Below are 18,562 nucleotides of genomic sequence, written 5' to 3'. Positions count from 1 at the left end.
TAAAGATTTACTTTTGAATTCTATGATAGATAGAGTTCTTTCAATAGACATAAAATATAAATTATAAAAACTGCCTAACATCCAAGATGTAGGCAGTTTTTGATTACCAATATTGCTAATTTAAGTATAACAAAGCCCCCTTATCTTTATACAAATTATTAGCAACCTTAAGTTATCTAACTACGCAGAAGATAACGCTACAATGGTATAAAACATAGTAGAGTAAAACAGTATTAAAATAATAGATAGTCTATGTTTTATTATAAATTCCTTTAACCACATATATTAATTTTTAACTATTCTTTTTATAATACTTCCTTGCTCAGAAGTAATATTTACAAGATAAACTCCCGACTCTAGATGTGAGATATCTATCTTATTACTTGTAGAAACCATTACTTTTTGACCAATTGTACTGTAGAATACTACTTCATCAATATCCATCGTAATAAACAACTTATCTGATGTTGGATTTGGGTAAATCTCTATCTGTTCAATATTGTTATCTTCTATACCTAAAGAAGGAATCACATTTACTGTTCTGGTAACTTCAACCGCATTGTTTCCTGCAGCATCACTTACATTATACGTTATAGTATATGTTCCTTGTACAGAAGTGTCCACAGGATTGGTTACAGTAATGTTTGAACTAATATCACCATCTAAGGAGTCTGAAGCTGTAGCGCCAGCATCTATATAAGTTTCTCCTTGCGCAATTTCAACTGGATTATCTCCTAACAGATTAATGACTGGAATTGTTGTATCAGAGACTGTAACTTGTCTGGTAACTTCTAAGGCATTATTTCCTGCTGTATCACTTACATTATAAGTAATGGTATATATTCCAGGAACAGCCATATCCACTGGGTTTACGGTAACAATATTTGCGGTAATATCATTACCTGAAGAGTCAGTAGCAGTGGCTCCAGCATCTGTATAGGTAGTTCCAGCTTCTACAGTTACAGTAGGAGAACCAATTAAAGTGATTACCGGAAGGGTTGTATCTAATACGGTTACTTGTCTAGTAACTTCTACCGCTTCGTTTCCTGATGCATCACTTACATTATACGTAATCGTGTATAATCCAGGTACATTGATGTTCACTGGGTTTACAACAACAATATCCGTGGTAATATCACCATTAAATGAATCAGATGCAGTGGCCCCAGCATCGGTATAGGTAGTTCCTACTTCTATAGTTATTGTTGGAGAACCAATTAATGTAATTACAGGTATGGTTGTATCTGAAACTGTTACTTCTCTAGTTACTTCTATCGCATCATTTCCAGCAGCATCGCTCACATTATAAGTTATCGTATGTATTCCAGGAACATTAGAGTTTACTGGGTTTACGACAACCATTTCTGCAGTAATATCACCATCTAATGAATCAGAAGCAGTGGCTCCAGCATCAGAATAAGTTGTTCCAGCTTCTACAATTACAGTATCAGAACCTAACAATGCAATTACAGGTATGGTAGTATCGGAAACTGTTACTTCTCTAGTTACTTCTGTAGCATTATTTCCAGCAGCATCACTCACATTATAGGTAATCGTGTATACTCCCGGAACATTTGTATTAACTGGGTTTACAACAACCATTTCTGCGGTAATATCACCATCTAATGAATCAGAAGCAGTAGCTCCAGCATCTGTATAAGTTGTTCCAGCTTCTATGGTTGTAGTTGCAGCTCCTATTAATGTAATTACAGGAATTGTTGTATCGGAAACAGTAACTTCTCTGGTAACTTCTGTAGCATCATTTCCAGCAGCATCACTTACATTATAAGTAATGGTGTATATTCCAGGAATGTTAGTGTTTACTGGGTTTACAGTAATAATATCAGCGGTAATATCACCATCTAATGAATCAAAAGCAGTAGCTCGAGCATCAGAATAAGTTGTCCCAGCCTCTATAGTTACGGTTGCAGCGCCTAATAATGTAATCACAGGAATTGTTGTATCGGAGACAGTAACTTCTCTGGTCACTTCTGTAGCATCATTTCCAGCAGCATCACTTACATTATAAGTAATGGTGTATATTCCAGGAACATTAGTGTTTACTGGGTTTACAGTAACAATGTTGGTGGTAATATCACCATCAAACGAATCAGAAGCAGTAGCTCCAGCATCTGTATAGGTTGTTCCTGCCTCTACGGTTACGGTTGCATTGCCTGCTAATGAAATTACAGGTGCTGTTGTATCCGAAACAGTTACTTCTCTAGTAACTTCTACGGCCTTATTACCCGAAGAATCACTTACATTATAAGTAATTGTATACATTCCTGGTGTAGAGGTGTCTACTGGATTTACAGTAACGATATTTGCAGTGATATCTCCATCGAAGTTATCCATGGCAGTAGCTCCTGCATCTGTGTATGTAGTTCCTGCTTCTACAGTTAATGTTGCGCTGCCATTTAGAGTGATTACAGGTGCAACAGTTTCGCAATTTACTTCATTAAAGGAAGCAGTTACATCAATGTTTGTCCAATTCGTGGAACTATAGGCCGCATCATCCACTAAAATACATGTGAGATTATCATTATTAGTTGCGTTAAAATTGGTGATACTCGTATTATTTCCATTTTGAACATTTAAACTAGTAAGCTGATTATTGTCTGCTAAAAAGGTTGTTAGCGCTGTAAGACTGCTTACGTCAAGAGCAGTAAGCTCATTGCGTCCAGCATCTAAAGTTTTCAATTGTGTATTGTTACCAAATGTCAGTGTTGCCAGATTACAATTTTCAACATCAAGAGTTTCCAAAGCAATATTATTAGAGACATCTAATGATATAAGGTCGTTTGAGTCTATTTGCAAAGTCTCTAATGCTGTGTTATTGGATAGATCTATAGTCGTTAAGCTCATTTGCTGCACATTCATGTATTCCAGTAATGGATTATTAGTTACATCTAATGCAGATACATTATTGTTGCCTCTCATATGCAAGTTTACCAACAATGGATTGTTTGATATATCAAGTGCAGTAAGTTGATTATTAAAGATATTTAAGGTAACCAGTTTTGAGAGTGCACTAACGTCTATGGATGAAATGGTGGTATACTGAACTTCTAGTGTTTCTAAGTTAATGTTTTGGCTTACATCGATAGACCTTAAGTTATTGCCTTGGCAATTAAAGTTAGTCAAATTAACCAATGCAGAAATGTCTATGGATGTTAGGTCATTATCTCTAACATTTAAAACCTGTAAATTGGTATTGTTAGATAAATCTACAGATGATAATGAATTAAGACGAGCTTGTAGTTCTGTAAGTGCAGTGAAATCTTCTATACCAGAAAGATCTGCAACATCTTTGCCTTGTATGCTTAAGTAAGTAATTCCTTCGATCAAGGCAGTAGGCACTCTTCCATCAGCAGTAGTATCATCGTAACCCAAAGCTTCTAAAGCTGCTTCAAAGTTAGTATCGGGTATATCAGTATATCTACAATACGTATCACTAAAACTTGTGGTGTTATCGATTCTTGTCCAATTCGTGTTACTATACGTTACATCATCAACGAGAATACAAGTAAGATTTGGATTATCTCTTGCGTAAAAATCGCCTCCACCTAGATTCGTATTGTTTCCGTTTTGAACATTTAGATATGTTAACCCGGTTTCTTCGATTTCTAAATAAGATAGATTTTCATTTTTAGACAAATCCAGACTTGTAAGGGAAGGAGCTGTAGCAAATTCTAGTTCTTCTAAAGCGATATTGTTACTAAAGTCTACATTCCCTAAATCAACATTCTCACCACACTCAATACCTGTTAATTTCGTATTGTTAGAAACATCAAAGCTAGTCATAGCATTATCCCTTACGGTGATGTAATCTAAGTTAGTATTGGTTGAGATATCTATACTAATTAGTTGATTTTCATTAAGCTGTAATCTTGTTAATGAAGTTAACCCAGATACGTTAATAGTTATCAGATTACAGTTGTTAAAACGTACTTCTTCTAGTAGTGAATTATTACTAAGGTCTATAGTAGTCATTAAATTCCATCCCGCTTCCAAATTGGTAAGGTTTGTAAAATCTTCTATTCCTGTAAAGTCACTAATATCTTCTCTATCTAAATCTAATGCAGTAACAACATTGATAAATGAAGTTGGCACTTGTCCGTCATTTTGAATATTATCTAAACCAATACCAAACAATGCCGCTTCAAAATTAGTATCAGGAATACTTGTATATTCAAACGCTCTAACCAAAGCTGAGGAAGAATTAGTACTATCTCCACAAGGGTTTGTTAGTACTACTCTTAAAGATAGTCCAGTGGTATCTTCCGTATCAATGGTAACAGATAGATTAGCCGTATCTACTCCAGAAAAAGTGGCACCTTCAGTAGCATCAGACCAGTTCATACCGCCGTCTGTAGAAAACTGCCACGTATAGCTGTCTACATTATTGGCTGTGATAGATAGATTTGCCGTTCCTCCAACTTCAATATCAGTTCCAGTAGGTTGTTCCGTAATACTTATGGCATCACAACAATTTATTTGCGTGCTCATGGGTTCAATTCCACATCCTGCTGTTTCTGTAAATAATCCCATGGTATACACAGCTCCATCGATATCTCTTTGGTCTAAAGCATATCTAGAATCACCAGCTCCAATATTATAGTGCATGATCAGGTTATCATCGATTACATGTCCTAATTGATGTGCATGACCTAATTCGTGTAGGGCTACACTTTTAAAGTCGTATTGTGTAGCACTTGGTGTACCACTTCCATAAAACCAATTGGTTCCATCATTCCAGGTAACATCTAATTCCTTTACAATAGCTCTGTTTGTAGTTGGGCAAGTTCCAAGATAACGGCTTGTTACTCTTCCTAAAACACCAGAAGGAAGTTCTGATCCATTATCAAAGCGTACAATATTAATTCCATCATCTACAGATTCGTCTGTAGTAGTGGTTCCACCGAATACAAAATTAATATCGGATTCACAGTTCCAAAGCTCGAAAGCAGCTTCGAAGTCTGCTTTTGCAGAACTGGAATCAAAATCAGTATGATATACAAATGTGTAAGCTCCGTTGCCGTCGTTATCTTGTAAGGTTGAAGGAAAAGCATCCGAACCAGAAGTAGCATTAATATGGCTATAATTTACTGTAAGACTACCACTACTGGTCCCTGTTTCTGAAGTACCATTAGTAACCTGAATAGTACCTGTACCAGCTAACCAAGGAACTTGAACTTGGATTTTTGTATCTGACCAACTAATGATTTCAGAGCTTAAAGCGTCGGTATAGGAAACACCTCCCGCATTTGCATTTGGAAAACTTACTGTCCCGGTAGTATTTCCGAAATTACTTCCGTTTATAGTTAATACCGTTTGTGTACCGGCACTGGCTGATGTAGGAGAGAAACTGGAAATAACTGGAGTAGCTAGTAATGCTTTTGAGTCAAATTTTGATGTAGCTGCAACCGTAGGACGTTTTAATAATGTTCTAAATGTTTTAGAAGTAACCCTTTGAATTTTTGGATACAACTCTTTTGTAATCGAATTGTATTTGTGGAATACATCAGATGCTTCTTCGTTAAATTTGTTATATTTTATAACACCTTGAGCAGCACCTACAAGTTCATATAAAGTGCTTTTGGTGTTAAGCTTTACAGCACTTTCTTTCAAGAAAAAAGTAGCAGTATTTCCTACTTCTAGTGATGCTGCACTAGAAGTAACTTGCATGGCTTCATCTACTTGTCCGCCCATTGTTGCAAATTGTACAGTTGCCGTGCTGTTACCAAGCATATCATTGTAAACTTGTATGGTATGTAAGGTGTAAATATTATGTTTAGGAGTATCCCAATAACTCTGACTACTCGTAATAATACCTTCGACAATTATAGTAGATTCTTGTATACGATCTTCTATGGATAACGGGATCATCATTCCACCACAAGATTGACCAAATGACCAAAAGGTAATTAAATGGATGATAATAAGGTTTAGTAATTTTGATTTCATAAATAGGGATAGTTTTAAAGTTCTGTTTCTGTTTTCATGTTTTATTCTAAAATCTCTTTAGGTTTAGGATAAATAGTCCCAGGATCACCCTTTTTATAAGGAGATCTAACTGATTTTGATTCTTGATTAATGGGGATTAATTCAGCGTGTAAATAAGTTGGTAAGAAGCTTCGGAATTTAGTCTATGAAATGAAGTTTCTTGTCATTTCTTTCTAGGGGTATGGATTTTTATTGTTCATAGTTTTAGGGTTTTAAAGTTTCGATATATATCGAATATGGTTATTAGATTTGGATATGTCTTACTATGTATTTTATACAGATCAAAATTAATGTTGGTTTTGTTTAAAATAAATTAATGCGGGAGACTTATGGGAGACAATAGTTCGTTATTAATTAGTTGTTAGACTTCTATAGTATATATAAACTGACGCAATGACGATGCGGGATCTAATCCTAGTTTTTTACGCAATCGCTGAATTGCTTTTTTAACACCAGATATCGATATTCCCATAAAAAATGAGATTTCTGTATTGTTAAATCCCATTTTTAATAAAGCTGCTAGTTTAAGATCATTGTTTGACAAGCTAGATTCTTTAAATAATAATTTTTTGTAAAATTGTGGATGTACTTCTTCAAAATGTGCTTTAAATAACTCATAGTGGTTTCCATTTTTTAAGTTTTGAATAATATTATTATTTATCTTTATTAGTTCACTTTTAACTTCGCTGTTGGATATTGGATATATGGCTTCTATCTGATTTTTTGATTTCTCAAGGCACTCGGTCTTGGCATCCAATGATAGATAGTTGGTAGATAAAATTCTATTTAATTGATTGGTTTTGATCAATGATTCATTGAGTTTTCTCCAATATTTTACAGTTCCAAAAATCGCCCTAATAATGCTAATTGTATCATTGCGATGAAGTAACAAAAACTCTTTGTCTTTAAGAGACAGAACATCTTCTAGGCGTACTTCTTTTTCACTGAGTACAATCACAGGGATTTCTTTATAGATACTCTCTTCTTTTATTTTATTAATTTGCTTTTCCCATTGATTGTATGAGATGCTATCTATAACGATGGTGTCTGGTGTTGCTCCCCACGATTCTATCGTTTCAGGTATAACATTCCTCACATTTACTGTTATATTATATTGCTGCAAAAGTTGTATGAACTCTTGTGTAGAATCCCCTGTAATTACTGTGATTACTGTTCTTTCGAAATTACTTACTGTTGTCATCTCCATATCTATTGCTGAGTCACATAGTCTAAAGCGGCATCTTTGCTACTAAAAATTTTTACGGGACTTCCTGAGTAACGTATATAAATTTTCAGCATTATCGTTTTAAACCCAACAGTGCCTATGATAGCTGATGATTTAATTCCACGTTGAGCTTTTTCACCAATATCTTTGCAAAATCGAATTGCATCTAAACTTGGGTTGATATCTGTTATATCCGTAAATATCCTGACACTTTTATCTGGTCTTTGTAAAATCATATCACAAGCTTCTGCATAATGCTTTATCATTAAATCTTCCGAGCTATACTGAGCAAGATTAATTTCTATATATTCGATACCTTTATGATGCTTCCATAGTGGTTTTTTATAGGTCTCGTTTGAAACTTCCTTTACCATCTTAATTGTATCGTTTCGCTTTATTCTTTATAAATCACTCAGTCATTAATTAAATACCGGATAGCTGCTTCTTTGTCGGTAAAGAATTTTATTTTACTACCAGTATAACTGATATATATTTTCATTAATAGAGATACAATACCTACTGAGCCTACGAGTGCTGATTTTTTGAGCTTAGGTTGTACCATTTTGCCTAATTTCTTTATTGATCTGATAGCGTTTGGGCTGGTAGTAGAATCTTTTAAATAGACCAATGCTCTTACTGATTTATCTTCTCGCTGTAATCCCATTTCTACCGCATCTGCTACACATTGAATGATATCTTCATCTTTGCGTAATCCAGTGAAATTAATTTCGATATACTCAATGTTCATATAATGTTTCCAAGTAGGAGGTGTATATATGGGGGTAGTATGATCTGGCATCGTATATACATTTAAAGAACTCATTTCTTATCATTTTTTTTAATTGATCTTAATTCGTCTTCTAAATCTTTTAGACGGTTTAGAGTTGCTTGCAGTTCCTTTTTTTTCATTTCCATATCTTGAATTTTCTCGAACTGCGAATTTGATTTTTTAACGGTAAACATCTTTCGTATAAAAGGTATCATAGCTAATTGTTAAGCACACTGCTAAATAACTAACAAAATCTCTTTTATCTAAAAAAGGAGGGGGTACAAATAGGGGTACATGTTTTTAAATATTTGATAATAAGTATTTTAAACAAGTAAGAAGGATTAGGAAATCTAGGTTTAGATAGACTTTATATATTCTTCTAAGTTGATTTCTGAAGATAGTTCCATTTTTTTTCGTAGTCTATTTCTTGATTTTTTTACAGCTTCTGGAGATGTAAAACGCAGTCTGGCAATTTCCTTTCTTCCCAAAGACATGCGTAAATAGGTGCATATTTCTAGGTCGGTTTTGGTGAGCGTTGGATGTACCTTTTTGATGCGTTGGGCAAACTCATAATTATAAGCTTCCAAATCATCTTTGATGAGCTTTAATTGAGAGTCTTCTAATAGTTCTGATTTTAGATCGGCGATTAAGTTTTGGATAGAGATAGTAGTGTCATTTGAGGCAACTTTTTTAAGATTTTCAACAAGTTTTTCTTTGGATTTTAATTGTTGAAAGGTTTCGGTACGTAAATCAGTAATCTCTTCTTCTTTTTCTAAAATTCGATTAGATAATTCAGCCACGTCCGTTGATAGTTTTATCAGTTGTTTTTCGGATTGTAGCTGTATTCTGTTATTCAAAATAATCTGAAACCCAACATAAAATAAAAAGCCATAGGTAATAATGTATGTAGTTTGTATGATAAGAACAGCATTTAAGAGGTCATTGATAAGCATAACCGATACAATACTCATACTAACGAGCATTCCTCTAGCATATGGTTTTTTATCTCTTACAGCATTGATCATTTGGTAAAAACCTAATGAGATGGTGAATAAACCAAATAACTGAAAAAATGGAGCACTGTAGGTGGCGTAGAATACTGGGGTAATCATCACATATAAAACACCTAAAACCGTAATGAACGAACAAAAAAGAGCAAACTTTTTGGAGTAATAGCCAGGGAAAAGATAAAAATGATACATAATTACAGAACCCAATCCTCCATAATATCCTATGTATCGCATTTTTTGAACGATATCGAATGGTATGTCCGGAATGAAGTAATAGATCAGTGCTTCTCCAACAAATAATTGTCTAGAGACACCTAAAAGACAAAACAATCCAAAATAAAGAAAGTAAGGGTATTTAGAGAAACTAAAAAAATGGAATACCTGGTATGCGCCAAAAAGAAGTATTAAGAAGGTTATGATTCCTTCGATTAAGGGTTTTGTTCTGTTTTTATTAGTAAAGTGTGTTTTTTCAGTGATACTATTTTTCAGGGCAAATCCTCCTCCAAGCCGATGTTTATAATTAGAAATTAGTAACATGATATCCAAATCTTGCTCTTGCGGTAATTCGAAGCGAAGAGGACGACCGTCTATCTCTTCTTCATCAGCAGTTTTGGATATTTTTCCATGAGAAGCTATTTTTTTTCCATTCACCCATACTTCTGTAGCTGCCAAACATCTAGGCATATCTACTATAATGTGATTACTCAGATCTTTTCTTTTGACAAAAAATCTAAATGTACCAAAGCCTCTATTTTGATCAATTTTTTGAGTCCATAATCCTGTTGGCCATGATATGGTTTCAGGGTTTTGTAATAATGAATCATCATAAGAATTACTAGTATCTAAAGGCCATTGTTTCCAATAAAAATAACTATCTCCTTGTAATAAGAATTCTGGATTTTTTTCAAAATTCCAGTCAGCAATTTTTATGGTTCCATTTTCTATTTTTGGAGGTGTTGGCTGGTTTGTATTACAGCTCATTAGAAAAAGAAATAGAAATGCCAAACCACAAACTTTGGGTGTGTTCATCATATAAAATAGAGATGAAATTATGGTTTGTTCTATTTTCTTTGGATTCGTCATATTATCAAAGATACTTCAAAAATCTGGTAAGATTTTAGTAGCTTTCTTTGCTTTTCTCTTTAATGTCAAAACTGATTATGTCAATCAAATATTGTACTCCTTATATTTTTGGTAACTATATTTATATGTATAGTTTTGCGATCCTAATGACTAATGTTTTAGATTGAATAAACTAAGCAATATTTTTAGTTTTAGGAATTGTATTGGGTTAAATATGTAATTAATGTTCAAAAGGTATTTACTTTTTATTTTTAGTTGTTTTTGTATAACTGCTAGTGCTCAGATCGTTAATGTGGAGTCATTAAGAAAAGTGTCGGATACTTCTCGTTGGTATGGGTTTGTAAGTTTGGATGTAGCATTGATAAAAAACAAGCGTGATATATTTAAGATCGCTAATAGAACTCATATTCAATATAAAACAGATAAGAATTTGGTGCTTTTTATTAATGATCTTAATCTACAGCAATTGGACTCCGAAAGATTTGTAAACAGAGGTATTCAGCACCTTCGGTATAATTATAGATTTCATCCTAGGGTAACTTGGGAAGCCTTTGTGCAAACTCAATATGACCCTGTTTCTAATATAAAGTTTAGAGGGTTGTTAGGTTCTGGACCAAGATTTAAAATATTACCTTCCGAAAAACATAAGTTTTATATCGGTACCTTGATAATGTATGAATATGAAGAAACAGAAGAGTTAGATCAGATAATTACTAATTCGGATGTTAGAGGAAGTACTTATATTTCTGTAAACCTGTATCCATCCAATCAGGTTTCGATCATAAGTACTACATATTACCAGCCCAAAATAGATCTGCTAAAAGATTACCGTATTTCTACTGAGACTTCATTGGTGTTTAGTATTTTTAAAAATTTCGCTTTTAAATCCACTTTTACCTTGTTGTTTGATTCTTTCCCAGCAATGGGTATACCAGATACACAATACGAATGGACCAATGGCTTAGCCTATTCTTTTTAAATAAAAAATGTTTTGATTTCCTGTTTTTTATCGGTGCATTCTATCTAATATTTCCATTACTTCTACTTTCTTTCGAACAGAAACCGGAACGTTTTCTCCATTTTTTAGCATCAGGTAACCTCCATCAGCTTTTATAAAAGCGCTAATACATTGTAGGTTGATCAAATGACTCTGATGAACGCGTAAGAATTGATAATTTTTAAGCATATCAGCAAAATATTTTAGTGTTTTGGTTACAAAAACTTTCTGACCATCTTGTAAATAGAAAATAGTGTTATTACTATCAGATTCACAACGCACAATATCATCCAGGCTTACAATGATAATCTTGTCCAAAGTATGAAGAGATATTTTATCAGGTTTTTGTTCTGGAGCAGATAAAGTGTCCTTCAGAATGTTTAGGCGTTCTTTATTAGGCTGAATCTGTTGTTTGGCTTTGCTAATAGCCTGGGCAAGTTCTTCATTAGAATATGGCTTTAATACGTAATCTATAGCAGCAAACTTGAAAGCTCGTATAGCATATTCATCACTAGCAGTAACAAAGATGATTTTGGATTTTAATTCAGGAAATATTTCCAGTACATCAAAACCAGTACCATCACCAAGCATAATATCTAGGAATAAAATATCGGGTTCCTGAGTTCTTAATGCCTTTGCGGCTTCTACTACACTTCTAGCAGTATCAATAATTTTTATTTCGGGGTGGTTAGTTTCCAGGTCACTTTTTAATAATTGAAGTGCGTCTGGCATATCTTCTACAATAATTGCTGTAAGCATAGTTAACTTAATAATCAGTTAGTAATGGTATTTTAAACGAAATTTCAGTTCCTTCAATGGAAGAGTCTTCGTGTACAATTTCTTTAATCTGTAAGGCGTCTTTTCCCGAAATAGATTCTAATCTTTCTCTGGTAACCGTCAATGCCATGGATTGATGATCCGTTTTTGCCTTCGCTTTTTGGGATTGGAAAATACCCATCCCATTGTCTAATATTTTACAATGTAAGAATTCTTCATTAGTATCAAAAAAGACTTTCAATTTTCCATCTTTATTTCCTTTTAGGATTCCATGTCGTATGGCATTTTCTACAAAAGGTTGTATTAGCATCGGTGGAATAAGTACTTCTTCTGGATCAAATTCTGAATCAATAGAAATAGTATAATCAAATGGTTTTGTGGCCATTAGTTTTTCTACTTCTATATAATGTTTCAAGGTTTTCATTTCCTGATCCAGAGTAATATGATCCTTTCTAGAATTGTATAATGTCTCTCTTAATAAGGTAGCAAAAGTATTAATGGTACTATTCATTTTTGATGGATTACTAGTTCCCATCGCTTTAATCCCATTTAACACATTAAAGATAAAATGAGGATTCATTTGAAGACGTAAGGCCTTTTGTTCTAATGAAAGGAGGTGGTTTTGCATCTGCAATTTTTCCCGTTCTTCTTTGTTTTTAAGTTTTACTTTTCTAATGTAAAATAAGGCAATAAGGGTCACTATTAAAAGAAGAATACCTAACATGGTTAGTTGAAACCAAAGTTTTTCATAAATAGGACTGTCTATAAAGATATTGAACGTTATGGGTTGACTTTCTTCCCATCGATAATTTCTAGATTGTGCAGAAAAAGAATGGGCTCCATATGCTAATCCTGCTAAGTTTTGCTTTTTTTCTGATGACCAAGGGCTCCAGGCAGTACTATTTAAACGGTATCGATATTCTATATCATTAGGATGATCTAAATCGATTGTTTTATAACTAAAAGATAACTCCGTTTGTTCTGGAGTTAATTGTAAAACATAATTGTTTTTAGCCCAATCGTCTGGATTAATAGAATCTAGTGTTTGGTATGCTATTTCAATATTTTCGAAATGAATTTCAGGTTTTATGGGTTCTTTGTCTGTTTCTCCTGGTTCATATTTTGTTAGGCCATAGATAGCGCCAAACCATAAATTCCCATCATTATCTTTAGTAATCGCATTAAGACAAGTTTCGATACCTAAAAAACCATCATTACGACCATAGTGAAAAATATCCTGGATTTGATTGAGTAAATTAATTTCTACACGATCCACACCACGTTCGGTCCCAATCCATAAGTTTTCTTCATTATCAAATATCATTTGATAGATATTGTTGGAGTAAAGATTTTTTTCGCCTTTTAATTTTTTAAAAGAAAGTTCTTTTTCACTCAGATCAGCCCACCAAATTCCTTGTCCAGCAGTACCTAAATACATTTTCTTGTCTTTAAAAACAAAGCTGTTTATGGCTACTTTTTGATTTAGGACATTGCCGAGGTGAGTGACTTTATTTCTTTTTATAAATCCAAGACTTCCATTTTCTGTAGCATACCAAATCTTACCTTTTTTATCGGCTGACATATACTTAATTTCTAAGTCTTTGATTCCTCTTCTTTTAGCAAATTTGCGAACAGATTTTACCTTATGTCTTCTATAATCATAAATAAATCTGGTAATTCCAGAGGAGTAGGTGGCAGCCCAAACGGTGTCGTTACTGATGTGTATCGATCTTACCCAGTTAGAGGAAAGTCCTCTTTTTTTATTGATTACATAGTTTTTAATAACTTCTTTAGTAATGGTATCTTTCTTAGCCCTTTTAGATCTTCTTTTGGTTGTAAAAATGCTGTCTTTAAGTTTTATCTCTTTAAGTATAATGCCTTTTCCTTCAGTACCAGCCCATATGTTTCCACGGCTATCACTAGTTAATGTTTTAATTTTTAACTCAGATAATTTTTTATCTTGTTTTATTTGATGAATTCCTGCGCTATCAATTTTTATAAGTCCAGCTTCTGAGTTAGAAGCCCAAATTTCATTATCCTTATGATGGACAGCGTATACGCGATTTCCTTTTAAACCTGTATCTTGATTGTAATGTGTGAAGTTATTCTGAGAATATTTATAAAATCCACCTCCAGAAGTAGCGATCCAAATATTCGATTGACGATCCGTAATACTCTTTCTGATATTGGATACAGCTAGTCCGTTTTTACGATTTATTTTTTTCTTTAATCGATAGTTGGTAGCATCTAAAATGGTAACTCCATCATTACTGGTAGAAAACCATAGTTCATTGTTAATGATCGAAATATCATTAACATTTAGTGTTTCCTGTATCCATTTATTTCCATAGCTTTTGGCATTGGTGTTTAAAACTAGAGTTCCTTGGTTTAAAGCGGATGCAAATACTTTGGTTTTATGGTAAAGAGCAGCACTAAAATTATAAGCACTATGACGCACCATAATGCTCGCATCTTTATGAATTTGATTTAGTTTCCAAAGCCCCTTATTAGTGGCGATCCAAAATAGCTTTCCGTCAAATACAATATCATTTACAATACTGGTATTGATTCTAGGATCTAATTGTACTTTTTTCAAGCCATTGCGGGCTGTGTATGTGTAAATTCCAACATTTGATGCTAGATATGTTTTATTATGAATTCTAAAAATCTTATTGATCTGAAGTCCTTCAAAATTGTGGAATTGTTTTTTTGTTTTTATCGAAAGTCCTAATCGTGTACCTACGAATAAACTGTCATTAACGAAAAGTAATGAATGAATATAATTCGATAAAAGCCCATCATCTTCATTCCAGGTTTCAAATTCCTCTCCATTAAACCTGCTAAGTCCACCGCCACGAGTCCCTAACCACAGATATCCTATATCATCTTGGATAATATCATGAACTTGTGATTGCGGTAGTCCATCTTCTAAGGTATAGGCTCTTAAACCATTATTCTGGGCTGTGATTTTATTGGAGCTTCCAATTCCGATATATAATAATAAAAGGAATAGTAGGTATGAAAAGCGATTGGGGCTCATAACTTTTGGTTTGATAACAAATATAATCAAACTTGATTTCTTGTTAACGGTACCCATAAAATACTTATGATAAAAAGGAAAATAAAGTAAAACCGTATACAAGCAGGCAGTTTTTTTGGGAAAAAACAAATTGGAAATAATTGGACGCGCCTGCCGTATACAATGGTTTTAATATGATATTATAACATCTTAATGCTCAATAGAACCATAAAAACAAATAAAATAGCGCAATAAAATAATATGATTGAATAATAGAAATTCGCTGAATTTATATTCAATAAATTAATTACTGGTAATCGCTGTATTTTTTGGAGTAGTAACCTTGTTGTCATTCCAGGTAAAACTTTGTTTTAGATTTACGTATTTTATTTCAGATGTCTCTTTATATAATGTTTCAGTTTCTAATATATTTCCATGGATACCATACTCTTGGCTAGGAAAAGTATATTGAGAATCGGTGTTTGAATTATCGCAATAAACATTCGTTAGATGTGGTAACTTAATTAGTTCATTTTTATCATTCACCATAAAATAATAGGAATCTACCTCAGCACAACAGGCTAAATATTCCACTTCCATCTTAATCACCTCAGAGATCCCTTCCAGACCTGGGTTCTCCAAGGTGGTGATAAAGATGTCCTCAAAAAGCTCACTGTCTTTTACTTCGAAAGTAAAAACGTTTTCTGAAATTCCCCCCAAACGAATCAGATTAACAATGCAAGTCAGTTGTTCTGCCCCATTCTCTTTAATTTCAGTAACTGCTTTATACTTTCCTGTTTTCTGAAAACTTTGCGCTTTCATAAACTGAAATCCTAAAATTAGGATGAAAAAAACAATGATCTTTTTCATAACAGTATTATTTTGAGGTTGATTATTTGATACAAATGTATAGGCGTTACACCGTTCAAAATTGCTGGTTTTAGAATTCGTTAGAATCAATTTAGAATTCGTATCACTAATTACGGTTTTAACATAATGAAGGAATATTCCTTATTGAGAATTCGTTGTATTGTGATTCATATCTAATAGTTATTTTTGCGCTATGATAAATAATTTCGAGAATGAGTTTTTTGGAATAGGAATCCAAAATGGGAAAACGCCAGAGAACTTAGGAGTATTATGGAGAACCGCGCAAAATATGGGCGCTAGTTATATTTTTACTATTGGTAATCGTTATGCTAAGCAAGCTTGTGATACTCATAATGCGGTAAAATCCATGCCATATTTTCACTATAATACTTTCGAAGATTTTTATAGTCACTTACCAAAAGGAGCTATGCTTGTAGGAGTAGAATTGACGGGAGAAGCAGTTCCACTAGAAACTTTTCATCATCCAAAAAGGTGTGTGTATCTATTAGGAGCAGAAGATCACGGTTTGTCTAAATTAGCAATCGAAAAGTCACATTTTTTAGTAAAATTTTCATCTGAACTAAGTGTTAATGTTGCTGTAGCTGGAAGTATAGTGATGTATGATAGAGGTATAGATAAACCAAGGTTTATTAGAGCATCCTCATAAAAGTTCTTGAAGCGCGTCCGAATCGAAATATATCTTTATGCCTCAATTTACAACAGTGTAAGAGAACTACTTTTTTTATAGTACATTTATAACTTATTTAGTTCTATGTTCGAAATAATTGAGAAATCTATAGCCCAATTCAGTTCATGGATTTGGGATTGGCCCTTGTTAGTTCTTTTAATTGGCGGGGGAGCTTTTTTTCTTTTGTATTCTCGATTTACTCCTTTTTTATATTTCGGACATGCTATTCAAATATTACGAGGTAAGTATGATAATGAAGAGGCTCCCGGACAATTAAGCCATTTTCAGGCATTATCATCTGCAATAGCCGCTACAGTGGGTATGGGGAATATTAGTGGAGTGGCTGTAGCCTTGGTTATGGGTGGGCCTGGAGCAATATTCTGGATGTGGATAAGTGCTGTAATTGGAATGGCGACTAAATTTTATACCTGTACTCTGGCGATTATGTATCGATCGGAAAGTGAAGAAGGTACAACTCTTAGTGGTCCGATGTATGTAATTGTTGAAGGATTAGGGAAAAGTTGGAAACCATTAGCAGTTTTCTTTGCTATTGCTGGATTAATAGGAACATTACCCGCTTTTACTGTTAATCAATTAACACAGACACTGGTAGATGTTCTAGATTGGGAGGATGATACTAAGCTATACATAGGAATTGTTTTAGCGGTTATAGCTTCATTTGTCATTCTTGGAGGAATTAAAAGGATTGGTCTAGTTGCAAGTAAATTAGTGCCTTTTATGGTGGTATTATACTTTATTACTGTATTTACCATATTAATATTACAAATCGATAAGGTACCGGAAATGTTTATGTTGATTTTTTCTGATGCTTTTTCTGGAGAAGCGGCAGCTGGAGGTGCCTTAGGATATCTAATAAAAACAGGTGTAAAAAGAGCCGCTTTTTCTAATGAGGCTGGAATAGGAACTGCTCCGATGATGCATGGAACCGCAAAAACGAATGAGCCAATAAGAGAAGGCTTGGTAGCTATGATTGGACCTGCAATAGACACCCTTTTAGTATGTACCTTAACAGCCTTAGCTATTTTGTCTACCGGTGTGTGGCGGCACTCTGACGATAATGGAATTTCACTTACGCTAGCAGCATTTAATTCTGTATTGCCTTATGGGATTGGAGATATTGTGGTAATTACTATGGTACTAGTTTTTGCTTTTTCAACCTTATTTTCATTTTCGTATTACGGAGTTACTTGTCTAGGATTTTTAACCAAACCCCAATTTGGGAAGTATTATAATTATATCTATATACTTTCTATTGTTGTTGCTGCGGTCGTAAAAATAGATTTTGCTATTAACCTTATTGATAGTGCATTTGCCTTAATGGCGATTCCCACCGTAATTTCCGGGTTATTTTTATCAAAAAAGGTAAATGACAAGGCAAAAACGTACTTTCAAAAAATCACTTCCAAATAATCTGTAAAGCTACTTTTTAAACTAGTATTATTTGATAGGAGAAACTACAGAAAACCAAAGTCTCCTATTTTTCGTATATATTTGCTCTAACCCAAATTTTTGAAAATATGAACAAGTTTACCTATTTATCATCTGTAATATTGATGCTTTTTTTTGTTTCCTGTGAAGAATTGGAAAGACTAACAGTATTTGAGATTGACTACGATTCTGAATTTACAGTGGCTTCAACAACAATTATTGATGTGCCAATAAGTATAGAAACACCTCCGGTACCAACTAATTCTGAATCCGAATTTGAAAGTAATAATACGAGTAGTTCACTAATAGAGAGTATTCAATTAAAAAGACTTAGCCTTATCATAGAAAGTCCGGAAAGTGGAGATTTTAACTTTCTTCAAGAGGTTAGGTTATTTATTGATGCAGAGGGATTAGAAGAAACTGAAATCGCATTTGCCGAAGATTTAGAAAATGAAAACCTAAAGGTGATCGAGTTGGAAACGACCCGAGCAGAGTTAAAAGAGTTCTTAAAAAAAGACTCGTTTACTCTGAGAGCTTCCACCACTACCGATGAAACCATAAATGAAGATCATAAGATAAAAGTCGATTGTGTATTTCGAGTAGATGCAAATATTCTAGGGCTTTAATTATTTAAGATAAACACGAGGAATATCATTTTTAATTTCTCGT

At 33.6% G+C, this 18,562-nt stretch carries 12 protein-coding genes; 4 read left to right on the top strand and 8 right to left on the bottom strand.

Annotation, left to right across the window (positions count from 1 at the left end; translation table 11 throughout):
• Positions 1 to 285 precede the first annotated feature (285 nt).
• The 5 genes from ACWNT5_RS13495 to ACWNT5_RS13475 all read right to left on the bottom strand — a co-directional run bounded on the left by ACWNT5_RS13495 (position 286) and on the right by ACWNT5_RS13475 (position 9,991).
• Positions 286 to 5,967 carry an immunoglobulin-like domain-containing protein gene (locus tag ACWNT5_RS13495; RefSeq protein WP_456517615.1) on the bottom strand — a complete coding sequence of 1,894 codons (5,682 nt, stop codon included), beginning with the start codon at positions 5,965 to 5,967 and terminating at the stop codon, positions 286 to 288.
• Positions 5,968 to 6,367: 400 nt separating this feature from the next.
• The gene (locus ACWNT5_RS13490; protein WP_299606033.1) at positions 6,368 to 7,207 is read right to left on the bottom strand and encodes a helix-turn-helix transcriptional regulator; all 840 of its coding nucleotides are present in this window, start codon (positions 7,205 to 7,207) and stop codon (positions 6,368 to 6,370) included.
• A gap of 8 nt (positions 7,208 to 7,215) precedes the next feature.
• Positions 7,216 to 7,605, bottom strand: coding sequence for a hypothetical protein (locus ACWNT5_RS13485; protein ID WP_299606036.1), 390 nt, complete (start codon positions 7,603 to 7,605; stop codon positions 7,216 to 7,218).
• Positions 7,606 to 7,643: 38 nt separating this feature from the next.
• Complete coding sequence (locus ACWNT5_RS13480; protein WP_299606039.1) at positions 7,644 to 8,054, bottom strand: SpoIIAA family protein; 411 nt, start codon at positions 8,052 to 8,054, stop codon at positions 7,644 to 7,646.
• A 302-nt stretch (positions 8,055 to 8,356) separates the two neighbouring features.
• On the bottom strand, positions 8,357 to 9,991 hold the full coding sequence (locus ACWNT5_RS13475) for a 7TM diverse intracellular signaling domain-containing protein (RefSeq protein WP_456517614.1): 1,635 nt from the start codon (positions 9,989 to 9,991) through the stop codon (positions 8,357 to 8,359).
• A 325-nt stretch (positions 9,992 to 10,316) separates the two neighbouring features.
• Here ACWNT5_RS13475 and ACWNT5_RS13470 point away from each other — a divergent pair, with 325 nt between their 5' ends.
• The gene (locus ACWNT5_RS13470) at positions 10,317 to 11,072 is read left to right on the top strand and encodes a DUF481 domain-containing protein (protein WP_456517613.1); all 756 of its coding nucleotides are present in this window, start codon (positions 10,317 to 10,319) and stop codon (positions 11,070 to 11,072) included.
• Positions 11,073 to 11,099: 27 nt separating this feature from the next.
• Here ACWNT5_RS13470 and ACWNT5_RS13465 read toward each other — a convergent pair whose 3' ends face one another.
• The 3 genes from ACWNT5_RS13465 to ACWNT5_RS13455 form a co-directional block, all read right to left on the bottom strand.
• Positions 11,100 to 11,849: a LytR/AlgR family response regulator transcription factor gene (locus ACWNT5_RS13465; RefSeq protein ID WP_299606047.1), complete on the bottom strand. Its 750-nt coding sequence runs from the start codon at positions 11,847 to 11,849 to the stop codon at positions 11,100 to 11,102.
• A gap of 7 nt (positions 11,850 to 11,856) precedes the next feature.
• Positions 11,857 to 14,907 (bottom strand): two-component regulator propeller domain-containing protein, encoded by a 3,051-nt coding sequence (locus tag ACWNT5_RS13460; protein WP_456517612.1) that lies wholly within the window; start codon positions 14,905 to 14,907, stop codon positions 11,857 to 11,859.
• Between the two features lie 282 nt (positions 14,908 to 15,189).
• On the bottom strand, positions 15,190 to 15,756 hold the full coding sequence (locus ACWNT5_RS13455) for a hypothetical protein (RefSeq protein ID WP_299606052.1): 567 nt from the start codon (positions 15,754 to 15,756) through the stop codon (positions 15,190 to 15,192).
• A 193-nt stretch (positions 15,757 to 15,949) separates the two neighbouring features.
• Here ACWNT5_RS13455 and ACWNT5_RS13450 point away from each other — a divergent pair, with 193 nt between their 5' ends.
• The 3 genes from ACWNT5_RS13450 to ACWNT5_RS13440 all read left to right on the top strand — a co-directional run bounded on the left by ACWNT5_RS13450 (position 15,950) and on the right by ACWNT5_RS13440 (position 18,519).
• A complete protein-coding gene (locus ACWNT5_RS13450; RefSeq protein ID WP_299898449.1) occupies positions 15,950 to 16,423 on the top strand; it encodes an RNA methyltransferase in 474 nt (157 codons plus the stop codon).
• Between the two features lie 105 nt (positions 16,424 to 16,528).
• On the top strand, positions 16,529 to 17,875 hold the full coding sequence (locus ACWNT5_RS13445) for an alanine/glycine:cation symporter family protein (protein ID WP_456517611.1): 1,347 nt from the start codon (positions 16,529 to 16,531) through the stop codon (positions 17,873 to 17,875).
• Positions 17,876 to 17,982: 107 nt separating this feature from the next.
• Positions 17,983 to 18,519: a hypothetical protein gene (locus ACWNT5_RS13440; RefSeq protein WP_299606060.1), complete on the top strand. Its 537-nt coding sequence runs from the start codon at positions 17,983 to 17,985 to the stop codon at positions 18,517 to 18,519.
• The last annotated feature ends 43 nt before the right edge of the window (positions 18,520 to 18,562 follow it).

The sequence above is a fragment of the Aquimarina sp. 433 genome (genome assembly GCF_054054605.1).
The sequence above is the reverse complement of the archived record's forward strand: the minus strand, read 5'-3'. Positions and strand labels throughout refer to the sequence as shown.

What these genes read in the sequence shown, in the direction of transcription:
- ACWNT5_RS13495 (WP_456517615.1), bottom strand. Translation starts at nt 5,967, where the DNA reads ATGAAATCAAAATTACTAAACCTTATTATCATCCATTTAATTACCTTT.
- ACWNT5_RS13490 (WP_299606033.1), bottom strand. Translation starts at nt 7,207, where the DNA reads ATGACAACAGTAAGTAATTTCGAAAGAACAGTAATCACAGTAATTACA.
- ACWNT5_RS13485 (WP_299606036.1), bottom strand. Translation starts at nt 7,605, where the DNA reads ATGGTAAAGGAAGTTTCAAACGAGACCTATAAAAAACCACTATGGAAG.
- ACWNT5_RS13480 (WP_299606039.1), bottom strand. Translation starts at nt 8,054, where the DNA reads ATGAGTTCTTTAAATGTATATACGATGCCAGATCATACTACCCCCATA.
- ACWNT5_RS13475 (WP_456517614.1), bottom strand. Translation starts at nt 9,991, where the DNA reads ATGAGCTGTAATACAAACCAGCCAACACCTCCAAAAATAGAAAATGGA.
- ACWNT5_RS13470 (WP_456517613.1), top strand. Translation starts at nt 10,317, where the DNA reads ATGTTCAAAAGGTATTTACTTTTTATTTTTAGTTGTTTTTGTATAACT.
- ACWNT5_RS13465 (WP_299606047.1), bottom strand. Translation starts at nt 11,849, where the DNA reads ATGCTTACAGCAATTATTGTAGAAGATATGCCAGACGCACTTCAATTA.
- ACWNT5_RS13460 (WP_456517612.1), bottom strand. Translation starts at nt 14,907, where the DNA reads ATGAGCCCCAATCGCTTTTCATACCTACTATTCCTTTTATTATTATAT.
- ACWNT5_RS13455 (WP_299606052.1), bottom strand. Translation starts at nt 15,756, where the DNA reads ATGAAAAAGATCATTGTTTTTTTCATCCTAATTTTAGGATTTCAGTTT.
- ACWNT5_RS13450 (WP_299898449.1), top strand. Translation starts at nt 15,950, where the DNA reads ATGATAAATAATTTCGAGAATGAGTTTTTTGGAATAGGAATCCAAAAT.
- ACWNT5_RS13445 (WP_456517611.1), top strand. Translation starts at nt 16,529, where the DNA reads ATGTTCGAAATAATTGAGAAATCTATAGCCCAATTCAGTTCATGGATT.
- ACWNT5_RS13440 (WP_299606060.1), top strand. Translation starts at nt 17,983, where the DNA reads ATGAACAAGTTTACCTATTTATCATCTGTAATATTGATGCTTTTTTTT.